Source organism: Ruegeria sp. EL01, from assembly GCF_900313035.1.
GTDB lineage: Bacteria > Pseudomonadota > Alphaproteobacteria > Rhodobacterales > Rhodobacteraceae > Ruegeria.
The window spans coordinates 176,154-190,248 of the sequence record NZ_OMPS01000001.1; the positions used below are offsets into that span (position 1 = coordinate 176,154).

At 55.4% G+C, this 14,095-nt stretch carries 12 protein-coding genes and 1 pseudogene; 7 read left to right on the forward strand and 6 right to left on the reverse strand.

Features of this window, described 5'->3' with window-relative positions; translation table 11 throughout:
- Nucleotides 1-23: 23 nt before the first annotated feature.
- Together repB and repA are read right to left on the reverse strand one after the other, a co-directional pair.
- The gene (gene repB, locus D9K61_RS00750; protein WP_120631357.1) at nucleotides 24-1,007 is read right to left on the reverse strand and encodes a plasmid partitioning protein RepB; all 984 of its coding nucleotides are present in this window, start codon (nucleotides 1,005-1,007) and stop codon (nucleotides 24-26) included.
- A 1-nt stretch (nucleotide 1,008) separates the two neighbouring features.
- Nucleotides 1,009-2,190 carry a plasmid partitioning protein RepA gene (gene repA, locus D9K61_RS00755; protein WP_120631358.1) on the reverse strand — a complete coding sequence of 394 codons (1,182 nt, stop codon included), beginning with the start codon at nucleotides 2,188-2,190 and terminating at the stop codon, nucleotides 1,009-1,011.
- A gap of 1,340 nt (nucleotides 2,191-3,530) precedes the next feature.
- On the opposite strand from repA, the gene D9K61_RS00760 reads away from it, so the two are divergent.
- Both D9K61_RS00760 and D9K61_RS00765 read left to right on the forward strand, forming a co-directional pair.
- The gene (locus D9K61_RS00760) at nucleotides 3,531-3,788 is read left to right on the forward strand and encodes a type II toxin-antitoxin system ParD family antitoxin (RefSeq protein WP_120631464.1); all 258 of its coding nucleotides are present in this window, start codon (nucleotides 3,531-3,533) and stop codon (nucleotides 3,786-3,788) included.
- Entirely contained in the window at nucleotides 3,785-4,129 is a 345-nt protein-coding gene (locus D9K61_RS00765; protein ID WP_120631359.1) for a type II toxin-antitoxin system RelE/ParE family toxin, read from the forward strand. Before D9K61_RS00760 ends, D9K61_RS00765 begins: the two co-directional genes overlap by 4 nt.
- A gap of 55 nt (nucleotides 4,130-4,184) precedes the next feature.
- On the opposite strand, the gene D9K61_RS00770 is transcribed toward D9K61_RS00765, so the two are convergent.
- The 3 genes and pseudogenes from D9K61_RS00770 to D9K61_RS00780 form a co-directional block, all read right to left on the reverse strand.
- Entirely contained in the window at nucleotides 4,185-5,240 is a 1,056-nt protein-coding gene (locus D9K61_RS00770; RefSeq protein ID WP_120631465.1) for a tyrosine-type recombinase/integrase, read from the reverse strand.
- Between the two features lie 189 nt (nucleotides 5,241-5,429).
- Nucleotides 5,430-5,534 (reverse strand): annotated as a pseudogene (locus tag D9K61_RS00775) (IS6 family transposase); the annotation flags it as partial.
- A gap of 293 nt (nucleotides 5,535-5,827) precedes the next feature.
- Complete coding sequence (locus tag D9K61_RS00780) at nucleotides 5,828-6,718, reverse strand: ornithine carbamoyltransferase (protein WP_120631360.1); 891 nt, start codon at nucleotides 6,716-6,718, stop codon at nucleotides 5,828-5,830.
- A 738-nt stretch (nucleotides 6,719-7,456) separates the two neighbouring features.
- Here D9K61_RS00780 and D9K61_RS00785 point away from each other — a divergent pair.
- A complete protein-coding gene (locus D9K61_RS00785; RefSeq protein WP_120631466.1) occupies nucleotides 7,457-8,734 on the forward strand; it encodes a tetratricopeptide repeat protein in 1,278 nt (425 codons plus the stop codon).
- A 125-nt stretch (nucleotides 8,735-8,859) separates the two neighbouring features.
- On the opposite strand, the gene D9K61_RS00790 is transcribed toward D9K61_RS00785, so the two are convergent.
- On the reverse strand, nucleotides 8,860-9,894 hold the full coding sequence (locus D9K61_RS00790; RefSeq protein WP_120631361.1) for a GlxA family transcriptional regulator: 1,035 nt from the start codon (nucleotides 9,892-9,894) through the stop codon (nucleotides 8,860-8,862).
- Nucleotides 9,895-10,061: 167 nt separating this feature from the next.
- Between D9K61_RS00790 and D9K61_RS00795 the strand changes: the two genes are divergently transcribed.
- From D9K61_RS00795 to D9K61_RS00810, 4 genes are read left to right on the forward strand one after another with little or no spacing between them, the layout of a single operon-like run.
- The gene (locus D9K61_RS00795; RefSeq protein WP_120631467.1) at nucleotides 10,062-10,994 is read left to right on the forward strand and encodes a homocysteine S-methyltransferase family protein; all 933 of its coding nucleotides are present in this window, start codon (nucleotides 10,062-10,064) and stop codon (nucleotides 10,992-10,994) included.
- Nucleotides 10,995-11,043: 49 nt separating this feature from the next.
- Entirely contained in the window at nucleotides 11,044-12,264 is a 1,221-nt protein-coding gene (locus tag D9K61_RS00800; RefSeq protein ID WP_120631362.1) for an NAD(P)/FAD-dependent oxidoreductase, read from the forward strand.
- Nucleotides 12,261-12,473 (forward strand): DUF1127 domain-containing protein, encoded by a 213-nt coding sequence (locus tag D9K61_RS00805; RefSeq protein ID WP_120631363.1) that lies wholly within the window; start codon nucleotides 12,261-12,263, stop codon nucleotides 12,471-12,473. Before D9K61_RS00800 ends, D9K61_RS00805 begins: the two co-directional genes overlap by 4 nt.
- Before the next feature lie 43 nt (nucleotides 12,474-12,516).
- The gene (locus D9K61_RS00810; RefSeq protein WP_254055634.1) at nucleotides 12,517-14,061 is read left to right on the forward strand and encodes a cytochrome-c peroxidase; all 1,545 of its coding nucleotides are present in this window, start codon (nucleotides 12,517-12,519) and stop codon (nucleotides 14,059-14,061) included.
- Nucleotides 14,062-14,095: the final 34 nt, after the last annotated feature.

Sequence of the window (14,095 nt, forward strand, 5' to 3'; positions counted from 1 at the left end):
GCCTCATGTAGAGTTAACAGTTGTTAACTCGCTTTTTCCTCGGCGCCTTCTTTGAAGCGCTCGTAGGATTCCTGAATAAATTGACCAAGGTTTTCCTCAAGCCAACGTGCGTAGGCTTCATTCTCTCCAGATCTTTTGATCGTCATGTTCACCGCCGAATTGCTGGTCTTGATGACAACGTCTGGAGCCGGTCGGATTTCCGGTGCTTCTTTCTTAGGGTTCAAACTACTTAAGAGCCCGTTCAATCGATCGTCGGAATCAGATGCGTTGAGCGTTTCAAGAAACTTCTTTGCCCTATCCGCTGTTATTGCATTCTTTCGCAATGCTTCAGCGAGGGCGGTCCACTTCGGACGACCAGACTTTGGCGCCGACCCAATCATATCCCCGAGATCGTCAGGGATGTCGTTGGTAACCCGCTCCAACTGCGAAAGCGTATTCTTGGATATCGCAAGTGCTGTGATCGCTTCCGAACGGTCATACCCCTGGTTGAGGATTTCGCGGGCGAACCGAGCCCTCTCGTAATAACTGAGATCAACACGGGAAGAGTTTTCCAGACCTTTCGCCTGAAGCGCCTCTTTGTCATCGAGAGTCCTTACCAGCGCGCGTACAGGCTGGTTTAGATGCTTACAGGCCAGGATGCGACGGCGGCCGTAAATAACCTCGAAGTGCCCATCTACCTCCTCAGAAGGACGCAAGAGGACCGGAACTTGCTGGCCGCCTGCTTCATTGATGCTTTCGGCTAGTTCTAGAACAGCTGCATCGAAGTTCGGCTCGGCTTCTGAGTTAACAGGTGTTAACTCGACTCCAAGCCTGTCCTTCGGACCCCAAGGCAAAATGAGCGAGGTATCGATTTCTTGGATTCCGCCGGCACCAACACGGACAGAAGCTATGGTGCCTCGTGGTAGCGCGGAATTGGCACGCTCGATTTTCGCCGGAGGAATTGGCGGGTTTCCGGCTGCCGCCGCAATCGCTGCAGCCATGCTGGTTTTGTTTTGTTTAAGTGCCATTTCAACGGCCCCACGCGGTTTGAATCATATTTGAGACTTCGTGCCCGACGGCATCCATACTTGATCGGGCACGGTCATAGGTTGACCGTGTCATCTCCGATCGAACAACTTCGTACATTGTCATTTTCAGCATCGCGGCATCGGCAATGGCAGTGCTTCTTAACGCAGTTGCTCCGATCACCCGATCCTGAAACAGCGCCCGCATCAGGCTGACAATTTGCTGAGACGGAGTATCCGAAGGGTCGTCCCGAGTAATGAGGAACCGGAAATTGTCATGAACAATTGGAATCCCGGAGTTTTCAAACTCTTCTAGGTACGCCGAGGTCATTTCAAGAAACTGCTGCGTGGAGGCCACGTCCAACATGCTCGGTGTCAGAGGCACGATCACAGATGTTGCCGCGAACAATCCTGCCAGCGTCAAGAAACCCAAAGAAGGCGGGCTATCGATTATGATTACATCATAGTTTGCTTCGACTGCCTCAATTGCGTTGGCGAGTCGATTATAGAAGGGGACGCCTTTTCGGGCGTAGACAGCAGTTTCTGTTTCAAACTCTGACAGGATCAACTGGGCGGGGGAAAGATCCAAGCCGGGGAAGTAAGTGGCTCGAATGCACTCGGACATCGGGACCGGGTCTTCGTAACGCAAAGCATCGTAGATTGAATTTCCCTCAAACTCGATCTCCGGCTGAATTCCGCAGAATCCTGTTAAGCTGCCTTGTGGGTCAAGGTCGATGGCCAGAACGCGATAACCTTGAAGCGCGAGATAGTGGCAAAGGTGAATGGCTGAAGTGGATTTTGCACTACCACCCTTGAAGTTCATGAGTTGAATAACCTGAAGCTGGTCGCTCTCGCGACGGCCGGGAAGGTATTTTCCGGGCTTTCTGGAACTGCCTTCAAGGATCTGGCGCATCGCTTTGATTTCGGCTCCGGAGTAAAAGCGACGGCCGTTCTTGTTGACTTCCGGCTCTGGAAGAGAGCCCTCAGCATGGCCCTTTCGTAAGAATTGTCCGGTTGTGCCAAACAGGTCGGCAACCTCTGTCGCACTGAAGAGTCGGAGGGTCTTTGACAGCTCGGGGGAATACGCCTGAGTTAAGTGGGTCGTCAGTGCAACTTGTAGACGATCAGAGATTTCACGTGTAACGTGAGACTGCGTCGTCGCAGCAATTGGTGTGGTCTGAAGCATAGTTGCAGTTTTCCTGCTCATTTTTGTATGGTTGCGCAACTTGGGTACATTTAGGCACTTGTATTCCGATTCATGTCAAGAGAAAAATCAATAACTTGTGGCTCGCTACGAAGCCTGCACAAGCTCTCTGAAGTTAACAGCTGTTAACTCACGCCTCCATTGGGCACTTGAGAGGCGCTTGGAGGTTGCATGGGTACAGTAAAAGTTTGGTTTCGGTACTCGAGTTCAGAGGGCATCCTGACGTCGACCATTTTGACCTTTTTTGCCAAGTGAAAGCCTGTCAGAAGTGCTGCAATGCGTTCACGTTTTGCTCAAGTTGCAGATGACTAGGTCAAATGAGTGATGAGCCTCACACCGCTCAAAAACTGAGTTAGTGGGCATTCTCGACGAGTGTCGACAAACTCACTGATGTGCCAGGGCAGGGCGGGCGGCGCTCTGGTAGCAAGTTTTCTGTACCCGCTAAATTGATAGTGTAGCTAATTCTCTTCCAGTGCTGGTCTTTAGAAGAACTACCCTGTGAACCACCAAATGCTGATGCTGGGTATCAGTTGAACAGATGTCGGTTTCACCCCAACAGAACGGTTGCCGGATTGTCGGCGATATCGACGTCGTCATCGTATTTCTGGGCCAGTGTGGTAGGTGCATGCCGGTCTGAATCGGGGCGCTGTCCAGTGCGGCTTGGGTCATGAAACCCGAACACAGCCCATGCGGTGAGGCATAGTCCTCCGGTAGTCCTGCCTGCTTCAGTCGGTTCTTGACGATCTGGGCGATGGCGTCCGGGATGAGGCGGCGTTTCCGAACCCAGTCGGATTTCGAGATCGAGCGTAACAGGGGCTGTCCTCGATCTGACCCACTTCGATCCAATGCGTCAGTGGCTTCGCTGCGCGACCCTTGGGCACCAATCTTAGAAGCTCGCTCTTTTGGTCGGTATTGGCTTCCAGCAGCGACAGCAAATTAGGTCATTCTCGTTGTATCCTTCAGCGACACATCCCGTCGAAACAGTCCGGCGATCACCGAACGCTGCCATCTACCCAAGGTCAGCAAAGTAACAGGATCGTTTGGTCACGGCAGTCCCAGCGCGAACCTCGGCAGGTGACTATCTGCTGTTCGAGAATATCGCGGGTGATCGGATGGGCGGCGTTCGGGGCAGGAAGATCGGCCCCGTGTGTAGAATGTACGAAAGCGCAGGCCCTATCGTTAACCTAGCCAAGGCGGTGAGCACCTATCTGCTCTGTCAGGTCGGCCATAAGACTAGCTTGATTAAATTTCCTGGTGTGGAATCTCCAACTGTTGAACAAGTTCTCACGTTGGCATATATTGCCAATCAGGAGGCTTATGCCATGGTAACCCGCAATGTCGTACTAACAGAAACGCAGGATCAACTGGTGCAGAACTTGGTTGCGTCCGGTCGCTATCAGAACGCCAGTGAAGCGTTGCGCGCCGGCCTTCGGCTTCTGGAGCGAGAAGAGGCGGGGTTGGTGTCTCTCAGACAAGGCCTGCAGGAGGGCGTAGCCCAGGCTCAGGCAGGAGATCTGGCAGAAGGCAGCGGTGCGGATGCGATCCGTCGTGCCTTTGCAAGGGCACGAACCAAAGCGTGACCAAACCCTTTCGATTGACACGCCGCGCTGAAGCCAGCCTGGTGGAAATTGCCCGATGGACCATCGACAAGTTTGGACCACATCAAGCCGATCTTTATGAGCAAGAGCTGATAGCGCGCTGCCAGGCCATCACCGAGGGCAGGGTGGCCAGCCGTAGCTGTTCTCTATTGGTCGAGGCGGCGGCGGATCTCAGATATGTGCGGGCAGGGGAGCATTTCCTGGTCTACCTGGATCAGCCGGACGCGGTGATCATTGTTGATATCCTGCATTCCCGTTGTGATCTGCCGCGACATGTTTCCGCGCTGGCCACGTTAACGGATGCGACAGGAAACATGACATAGGCACAGCAGCCGGAGTTTCCCTCAAGCTGGGAATTCTTAAACAGTCAGTAAGCGCTCACCCCAGTAGATCAGTCGCCGGGTTATCCGCGATGTCCACATCGTCGTAATATTTCTGCGCCTGGGCCATGGAGCGATGCAGGGAGAGACGCATGGCGGCTTGGATCGGGGCACCGTCGAGCGCGGCCTGGGTCAGAAATCCCGAGCGCAGCCCGTGCGGCGAGGCGAAATTCTCCGGCAGCCCCGCCAGTTTCAGACGGTGTTTTACAATCTGATAGATAGCATCCGGAGACAGACGGCGTTTCAATACCCGGTCGGCTTTCGAGATGGGCCGGAAAAGGGGGCCATCTCCTATTTTCCCGACCTCGATCCAGTGCATCAGTGCCTGCGCCGCGCGGCCCTTCAGCACCAGGCGAGGTGTCTCTCCCTTGATGGTGGTCTTGGTCTCGAGCAGCGAGATCCATATCACACCTTTCTTGTCGAATTCCTTGAGAGACACATCCTCGCGCATCAAGCCGGTAATCTCGGATCGCCGACGGCCGCCCGAGGCCCAGCCCAGCATCAGGATAGCCCGGTCCCGACAATCCCGGCGCGACCCGCGGCAGGTGGCCAGAAGCTGTTCCAGCACATCGCGTGTGATCGGGTGTTGCGACTTTGGGGCAGGGGGCCGGGCGGCGGCGCGGCGCGCCTTAGCGCGGGCCTGTTTTACCTGAGGAGACCCAAACGGGCTGGCAAGGTTTTTCATCCGGTGGAAGGCGAGCCAGGAAGCGATGCGCCGGTCCAGTGTCGACGGGGCCGGGCAGGCGAGGGACTTGCGCAAGCCCTGCGCGATCAGTGCTTCGGCGGTTTCGCGGGCCACATCCGTTTCCAGCGCATTATTCAGATCGCGCGCGTGATCGAGAATGAATGCCAGCGCAGTGGCCTCGCATTCCGGCCAGTTCAGCGCTTCCACAAATCGTGCGGACTTCCAGGCGGTTATATAGAGCAAGTCGCGCTCATACGCGTGCAACGTGTTGGCGGGAGTGCCGCGGATATAAAGGTCTGTCAGTGCGTCCTGATCTGCCTGAGACAGGGCAGGGGACGCGTCGGGAAGATAGGGGGTAGGGGGCTTCATGGTGGGCATTCTGCGCTAACTTGGTGGGGAGATCAACTATACATGATAAGCGATACTTATCAAATATAATAGAAATTTGAGGATGCAGTGAAAGTAACGATCATTATTGCTAAATTATGGGCATAAATCAGATTGAGGTTTTGCTCTGTAACAGAAATCATTCAGAAGAAGGGGAGCCAATCGAGGCGGAATTTGCGACAGAGCTCGGTAGGAAACGCCGTAGCGCAGATAGAAGAAAACCGCGCGCAAGATCACGTCTTTGGGAAAATGCGCGCCCTTAAATGAAATCGTCACGGCTTGCTCCTGTCATGTTCTAGTGCGCGCTACCAGAAACGCACTCGACCTGACAGGTAGGGGTGAAGTTTGCGACAAAACCCGAGAACTGGGGAATCCAATCCGCGCGGCTGCATCATTTCCGCGACTTGTCGTGAGTTTAGTTGAACGGGAACCGCGTATTCCGAGAACGCGTCGAGCATTGCTCCTCGCAAGGCATCCAGCGACTAACTCGATGCTGACGTGATAATCGTTAAAGAAACTACGCTCCTTTGCCCATCAAGATGGTGGAAACTGAACTCTAAGGCAGAGTGTTATCGTGTAGCTATTGCCTGTTCAACGAAGGCGTTCTGGGCGTGCATCAAAAAGGCTTTAGCGGGTGTTGCCACACATCTGGGATGGTACATCGCATCCGCTGTCACCTCTTCCCCACGCGTCACAGGGGGGCAAGGAATAAACAGAACTTCGGGTTGGCAAGCATCCAAAAGGGCTGCGTCGATACGCTGTTTTAGAAGCGCAGCACGATCCGTTTCTGTGGCATTGGGCGGCCAACAATCGGTTATGATGACATCTACATCTTTTGCGGCGTCAAGGCTCTGGGTTATTGAGACATTTCGCCCTCTGCCTTCTAACGTGAGTGCCATTTCCGGAGGGGAAACCTGAAGAAGTTGTATCGGCAGCACCTCTGCCGCCTCTACCCATGATTGGGCGATATTGCCCTTTGGACCAACTATAGCCACGCGCAAACCGTCCCATGATCCGCGTTGCGACAGTATATAAGCCAGATCGCCGATGACTTCACACGGGTGGTTATCGTTCGTGCGCAGGTTCATGACTGGGGCTTTGAGTGTACTGGCGAAATCTGTGAGCCGCTGCAAACTCGGGGTCCGAATGGCAAGAAGATCAAACCAATTGTCCATATACTCCGCCAAGTCTTCGACGGTTTCGGACCCTTCGAGGCGGGCCGTGACGGAAACGCAGTTTCCTCCCATCGCCTGAACGCCAAGTGCAAGCGCAGTTGGGTTGCGCCACCCAGGCAGTTCGGCAATGAGGCCGAACCGGCTCCCGACGAGGGGCTGAGGCATTCTTCTTTGCGACCAAAGCTCGGCAAGCGCAATCGCACGATGGGCGAGTTTTTCCAACTCATCAGCATCTAGATCGGATACTGACATAAGATCAGAGGGGAGTGCTCTTTGCGTCTTCATATTGAGTGCTTACCGTGAATGAATCCACAAAAACAGAGTGGTAAGCAGACCTTCGCACAGGCGCAGCGAAATAGTGCTTTTGTTTAAGGTTTTTTGATGCGGGCCATGGTGCGCGATATCGGCTTGTGCAGACCGTGGCTCGCATTGGAAAACCCTGACAAGGAGGAGGCCGCGGGGGTTGTGCGGTGCCTATGGGGAAAGCATGACGCTGGCGCGGTATTCCGGGTGACTTTGACCGGTTGGAATTGGCTTCTCATTTGACTTCAAGATGTTTAGCAGGGCTACGAAGTCTTTGGACATACCTGCGATACAAGGCGGCAGTGCCACGATGGGTTCCCATGTTGCTGCCCTACGAACCTCCAGGCGCCAACGGCAGTTGAATTACAGGTTTTTTGCAGTGTGAATTCACAAGAGACTAGATACTACGAGGTAGCGAATGTCCGGTCTGGTGAGGCGCACCGCCGCGCTGGGTTGAATGGTGAATGTCTCTTATGGGCCGTTCTTAAAAACCGAGTGATCAGGAAATAGGGCGACGCTGCAGTGCCGTGAAGCCGGTCTTGTAGGGGCCGCAGCGCTTAGCTTTGAAGGCTAAAAAACTGTTAACTTCCAATTTCGCCCCTGAATGGTTCAATTTTCTGAGTATCCATGAACCCGTTTTTGGGCTTTGATATTCACGAATTACTGGAGCGACAGCGGAGCACGCGCCGTAAGATGTGCCGGCAAATAGGAGACCCTGAAATGCTAGTCGATCGATACGGATTGCCATTGACCACCAGCGTGCCTGAGGCGCGAGACGCCTATGTCACAGGGATTGATCATATCCTTGCCGCAACATTTGGTGCTAGCGATGCCTTTGCCGCCTCTGTCGAGGCCGATCCCGGCTTCGCACTGGGATTTGTTGGGCTCGCACGAGCGCGGATGTATGACACAGACATACCCGGCGCCCAAAGGGCGATGGCGACGGCCCGTGCCTGCGCAACGCAGTTGACCGAACGTGAGGCGGCTCATCTCGCTGTATTCGAACTGCTATTTCAAGGGCGCAATTCTGAGGCACGACGCGCAGTTCAGGATCACGTAGCAGATTACCCACGCGATGTGTTGGTCGCGCAGATCTGCACCAACATTTTCGGTTTGATTGGCATGTCGGGCGAACCTGGCCGAGAAAGCTTGCAACTTGCTTTTACGACGCAACTGATTGAGGCCCTAGGGGAAGATTGGTGGATCATGAGCGTGCACGGCCAGGCGCTTTGCGAGGTCGGGCAGCTCGATGAGGCGATGTCCATGATGGAACGCTCACTTGCCCTCAACAATGTCAATGCGAATGCCTCGCATTTCAAAGCGCATACGCTCTACGAACAGGGGGCAGGAGAGGTCGGCCGCGCCTACCTTGCCGACTGGATCGCGAATTACGATGAACGGTCCGTTTTGCACGGACACCTGAGCTGGCATCGCGCATTGTGGGCCTTGGAACAGGAGGATGAGGCCGAACTTTGGAAAATATATAGCAGCTCGATAGCGCCTGCGGCGTCTCATTCGCTGCCCGTAAATGTACTGACCGACGCAGCGGCTCTGCTGTACCGTGCTGAGATCGCGGGTCTCAACGTGGCACCAGAGCTTTGGAGCGACCTCAGCGCTTACGCATCACGGTATTTTCCAAACCCGGGCATGAGTTTCGCAGACATCCACAGTGCGCTGGCCCATGCTATGGCAGGTGACGGCGAACGTCTCGCAGTCCTGGCTGAGACGCAGTCAGGATTTGCGGGAGATCTTGTGCGCCCCGTTGCCAGGGCTTGGGGTGCGATCGCCCGGCAAGACTGGACCGTTGCCCTGCATGATTTGACGCCGGTCATGGCGGATCATGCGCGCCTCGGCGGGAGCAGGGCGCAGCGCGACCTGTTGGAGCTAACTTATCTAAATCTACTTTTGAAATCGGGCCATGCCGACGAGGCGCATCGAGCAATCTTGTCCCGACGCCCGATATTTAGCCATGCTGCTCCTGTCGCCGGGTTTGGTTGACTTTGCAATCTGGAAAACACCTATGGCCTTCCGACGCCGTTGTGCAGCGCTGTGGAGTTACGTTCTGCGGTTTTCTTGGAAGGCGATGAAAGACCCATATTACCAATCAGTAGCCGTGGGTCATGCTATTGCCCTTCGGTACCGACAGGCATCAACAACAAACGCTTCTTGCGGTAAGTCGATGCAGGCATCCCAACATATCGCCTGAAGGCGTTTCGGAAACTCGACGGTTCTGTGTATCCAACCTCCCCGGCAATATCGTCGATTGGCAAATCGGTTGTTTCGAGCATCTGTTTGGCTTCCTCAATTCTGAGCGTCTGGATGTAGTCGACAGGCGTTTGACCTGTGGCTTTTCGGAAGCGACGCAACAGGCTGCGTTCGGTCAAGCCGCTTCGTGCGGCCATCGCGGCAACTGGTGTCGGAAGTGCGTAGTTATCGGCAGCCCAAACCTGAGCATCAGCAACCAATGCATCTTCGGTTTGAGCACCTGCGGTGAGAGAAGCGTAGTGCAGTTGTCCCTCACTATGCGGCTGCAGCAAGTAAATCTTGGCAATGCGGCGCGCCTCATCCGGGCCTGCAATCCGCCCAATCAGATAGAGCACCAGATCGCCCCAGGCCGACGCGCCACCGGCAGTCACAATCCGATGTCCTTCGCCCGCGGGGATAAGGATACGTTCGCGCCGCATTTTGATTTCGGGGTATTGCCGCGCGAGTATATCGCAAAAGCTCCAATGGCTGGTGGCATCAAGGCCATTGAGCATTCCAGCCTCCGCAAGCAAGTAGGCGCCGGAACAGACCGATGTGACCAACGCGCCATCGTCTTTTGCTTTCCTGAGCCAGGGAATGAACTGCGCAAACTCTCCCGGCGTTCCCGTACCTGGCGCAAAATGAAAATCAGGAATGATGACAAGATCGGGTTTGCCAAAGCTCTCCAACGATCCATCCGGTGTAATGCGCCGTCCGTTGATGTCGTCATAAGCCGCACCGTCAACCGATAGCAACGCGCCGTCAAAAACAGGTGGTCTGGGCGCATTACCATGTAGCATTTCCCAATCCCGACCCACGGACGCCAGAGCATCAAGAATACAATAGGCAGTCGAAGTTCCGACACAGGGCATAGTCAGAACCGCAGTTCGGCAGGTGGTTTTCTTATCCAGCATGAGAATGTCCGATATTCACCGAATTGGTCGCCTACCGGCATATCACGACACGATCTCGTCAGGCAATACCGTTGCATTGAATGTGACAGTCCGAGCATGCGGAACGCCATCCAGCGCCCTCTCGATCTGTCCTTCACACAAACTGAACGACCTGAATGGAGCGTGAAATGACATCGACAAAACTGCCGCATCAAACTGATCAGCTATTTCTGACAGATGCCGGACTCGAAACCTGGCTTGTGTTTGAGAAGGATTTCGACATGCCCTGCTTTGCGGCCTACCCACTGGCACAGCTGGAAGAAGGTCGCGCAGCATTCAAGGAGTATTTTGCCCCGATCTTTGATCTGGCCCGCCAAAATGGAACAGGGTTCTTACTGGACACATATACATGGCGCGCCAACCCTGATTGGGGTCAGGAGCTCGGGCATGATTTCGACCATCTGCGGCATGTGAACTGCCAAGCTGTTCAGGATGCCAAGGAACTGCGTCGCACGTTGGGCCACGGGCTGAATGTCCTTGTAAATGGCATCGTTGGCCCACGTGGCGATGGTTATGATCCAAAATCCATCATGACCATTAAGGAAGCGCAGGCTTACCATGGTTTTCAGGTTGGGGTCCTTGCTCACGCAGGTGTTGACATGATCAGCGCTCTGACACTCACTAACGTGCCGGAGGCAGTTGGTGTCGCCAATGCCGTCGCAGAGGTTGGTGTGCCTTGTGTTATCAGCTTTACGGTTGAAACCGATGGGCGGCTTCCCACAGGCGAAGTGCTGCAAGACGCCATCGCGCAAGTTGATAACGCGGCCACAACAAAGCCCGCCTATTACATGGTCAACTGCGCCCACCCCGATCACTTTAGCTCCATGATCGCCAACGGGTCCGATTGGGCGCAGCGTATCGGAGGTGTGCGGGCAAATGCTTCGCGCATGTCACATGCAGAACTTGATTGCTGTGAAACGCTCGATGATGGCGATCCGGTCGAATTGGGCGCGCAGTACGCGCAGTTGAAGCAGCTGCTTCCTGGTATGCGCGTTGTCGGTGGATGCTGTGGGACAGATCACAGGCATCTGGCCCAGATCTGTGCCGCATTGACCCGCTGATATCAGCCTCGAGGTGCCTGCCAAACGCACCCCTCTTTGGAGACTTAAGATGACACATTCTCATTCAACAACCGCCATCATCATCGGCGCCGGCTTGTCCGGATTGGCCGCGGCGACCGAATTGCGTGACCGCAATATACCCGTCACGATACTGGAGGCCTCAGACCGGGTCGCCGACCCGTGGCGTGCGCGCCATCCGAAGTTGCGGCTGAACATTCACCGCCATTTTACGCGCCTCCCCGGTCATCATGAGCCGCGCCATCCCGGCACTTATTTGCCACGGGATGCGGTCGTTGATTATCTCAGCGAATATGCAGCTGGGCTGACGTCCAATATCCAATTTGAAACCCGCGTCCGGTCGGTACACCGTCTTGAAGGTGGTTGGCAAGTTGAGACCAACAAGGGCACCTATTCCTGCGCCCATCTGATTGTCGCAACCGGACGCGAAAAAGAGCCCGACATGCCCGTTTGGCCTGGCATTGAGGACTTTGGCGGCAAGGTTATTCACGCCGCTTATTTCGAAGAACCATCCTCCTATAACGGAAAAAAGGTGCTTGTCGTGGGGGCCGGAAACTCCGGCTCGGATGTGTTGAACCACTTGTCACGGGCCAATCCCGCACAGGTTTGGATCTCTGTCCGGAACGGGCCTTCGATCCTGCCAACGCGGATATTTGGATATCCGATGCACAGAATGGCCAGGTTGTTTTCCCGCACTCCCAGATGGGCCCTCGATCCGCTGATGGCAGGGATGCAATGGATGAATTTTGGTAACCTGCGCCGTCACGGATTGCCCAGACATCGCAAAGGTGGCGGGTCACGCCTGCTTGCAGATGGTGTGACGCCAGCTCTGGATGATGGGTTCGTCAAAGCGTTGAAAAAGGGCCGTTTCGAGGCCGTGGGCCAGACTGTCGGCTTCTCAGCCTACACTGTTGAACTGGCTGACGGTCGTAAGATCGACCCGGACGTGGTGATCTGTGCAACCGGCTACAAGACGGGACTGGAGGAGCTGTTTGGCCATCTTGGCGCGTTGGACCAGCGTGGGTATCCGCTTTGCCCGGCGGGTCAACAGGACAGTCGAAATCCCGGCCTTTGGTTCACCGGGTACGGTGTTTCATTTGAAGGCTTCTTTTATGCCGCCGGGGTCAGTGCCACGCGGCTTGCAACCAGCATTTCTGCGCAATCCTCGAAGCAATCGGGTGAGAGAGGGACACCTCGAGCAGCTCAAATTGATCCCCTTCAATCGCTTACTCTGAAAGGAACTCAACCATGACCATGATGGATCAAACCAAGGGGCTGAGTGGCAAACGTCGCACAAGGATGAACGTCGCCAAATTATTTACCTGGTGGCGGGAACGCCAAAGGAACAAACGAGACCTGCGAAAACTGGCGCAATTGCCCACCGATCTCTTGCGGGACGTCGGCCTCGAACATCTGCGTGACCTGAAGTCGGACACTGCAAACCATCATCGCCTGTTTTGAGAGGCGCGTAACTCTCGAAATCTATTGATCAAAGGAAATTGAAATGTCCGTTTTCAAGACAGGGATATTAGCCGAGGCGGCAGGAGGGACGGGTTCACTGGCCGTCTTGCCCGCGCTGGTTCTGCCGATGGCAATCGGAACAGCGCTATTGATTGGTGGCGTACTGACCTCGGTGCGGGCCCAATCGGAAAAGGCACTGTCGCCCCTCTTGCCTTCAGGTTTGGAGGACAGTGACTTTCTGTATGACGGCAAGCCGAATGCGGCGCTTGTCGAACTGGGCCGCAACCTGTTTTTCGATCCGATCCTGTCTGGCAATCGCAATATTTCTTGCGGCACCTGTCATGATCCGGCGCGCGGCACCAGCGATGGAGTGGCCCTGTCGATTGGCGAAGGCGGCACAGGTTTCGGCCATAACCGCCGAACTACAGATGGGGTCACCGAACGCATCCCACGCAACGCGCAGGCGCTGTGGAACATTGGTGCAAAAGAATATCGTTCGATGTTTCATGATGGGCGAGTGGAGCCTGACCCACTCGCAACATTTGACAGCGGGTTCTGGAGCCCGGCCCGCGAACATCTGCCTGTTGGTTTGGACAACGTACTTGCCGCGCAGGCGATGTTTCCGGTGCTCTCTGCCGCCGAAATGGCCGGGCAAAAGAATGAAAATCCTGTCGCGACCGCCGTTGCAGAAGATCGCGTAACAGACGCCTGGAAATTGCTCGCCGCACGGTTGGCCGACAATCCGCAATATCGCGACCTGTTTCGCGCCGCTTTTCCGGGCGACTACGAAATCACGATGGCGCAGGCCGCAAACGCGCTGGCTGCGTTCCAGTCGCTGGCGTTTCGCTCGGACCGAACGGCGTTTGATCATTTCATTGCAGGCGATCACACAGCCCTTTCTCTCGCAGCCCGCCAAGGGGCAGATCTGTTCTATGGCAAAGGCGGCTGCGCAAACTGCCATTCGGGTGCGTTGCTGACGGATCACGATTTCCATGCCATTGCCGTTCCTCAAATTGGCCCGGGCAAAGGGCACGGCGGGGATACGAGCTATTGGCGCGAATCTGGTTTCGGTTTGCACACCGAGGACGAGGGGCGCTATCGCGTCACCTTTGAAATGGACGATCTGTTTGCATTCCGCACGCCCAGCCTGCGCAATGTCGTGCTGACAGGTCCTTGGGGGCATGACGGTGCATTTGATGATCTGGAGGCGATGGTGCGTCACCATCTGGACAGCGTCGCGTCGCTCGAAGCTTTTGATGCCGACACAGTGTCCTTACCACCGCTTGACCAGATCATTGAGCAAACCGGCGATCGGTCAGAACTGATCTTTCGCCCACTGAACCCCGAACGTCGCGCGGCATTTGATTTACGCGACCGCTGGGTGCACGGCGCAGATAAGTTGCGGGACCGGATTGCGAAGGCAAATACGCTGGCACCTGTCCAGCTTGAAGATCATGAGCTTGCTGAGCTTATGGCATTCCTGGATGCCTTGACGGACCCGACCGCCAAGGATCTCTCGGCGCTCATTCCGCAAACTGTTCCCTCGGGTCTGGCACCTCAGCCCACACCGTTGAAACCGGACCACTAACGTCACAAAACCCGCGCCGCCAGAAACCGATCAT

Excerpts from the sequence above, each read along its gene's own strand:
- repB (WP_120631357.1), bottom strand. The coding sequence starts at position 1,007 with ATGGCACTTAAACAAAACAAAACCAGCATGGCTGCAGCGATTGCGGCG.
- repA (WP_120631358.1), bottom strand. The coding sequence starts at position 2,190 with ATGCTTCAGACCACACCAATTGCTGCGACGACGCAGTCTCACGTTACA.
- D9K61_RS00760 (WP_120631464.1), top strand. The coding sequence starts at position 3,531 with ATGGTAACCCGCAATGTCGTACTAACAGAAACGCAGGATCAACTGGTG.
- D9K61_RS00770 (WP_120631465.1), bottom strand. The coding sequence starts at position 5,240 with ATGAAGCCCCCTACCCCCTATCTTCCCGACGCGTCCCCTGCCCTGTCT.
- D9K61_RS00780 (WP_120631360.1), bottom strand. The coding sequence starts at position 6,718 with ATGAAGACGCAAAGAGCACTCCCCTCTGATCTTATGTCAGTATCCGAT.
- D9K61_RS00785 (WP_120631466.1), top strand. The coding sequence starts at position 7,457 with ATGCTAGTCGATCGATACGGATTGCCATTGACCACCAGCGTGCCTGAG.
- D9K61_RS00790 (WP_120631361.1), bottom strand. The coding sequence starts at position 9,894 with ATGCTGGATAAGAAAACCACCTGCCGAACTGCGGTTCTGACTATGCCC.
- D9K61_RS00795 (WP_120631467.1), top strand. The coding sequence starts at position 10,062 with ATGACATCGACAAAACTGCCGCATCAAACTGATCAGCTATTTCTGACA.
- D9K61_RS00800 (WP_120631362.1), top strand. The coding sequence starts at position 11,044 with ATGACACATTCTCATTCAACAACCGCCATCATCATCGGCGCCGGCTTG.
- D9K61_RS00805 (WP_120631363.1), top strand. The coding sequence starts at position 12,261 with ATGACCATGATGGATCAAACCAAGGGGCTGAGTGGCAAACGTCGCACA.
- D9K61_RS00810 (WP_254055634.1), top strand. The coding sequence starts at position 12,517 with ATGTCCGTTTTCAAGACAGGGATATTAGCCGAGGCGGCAGGAGGGACG.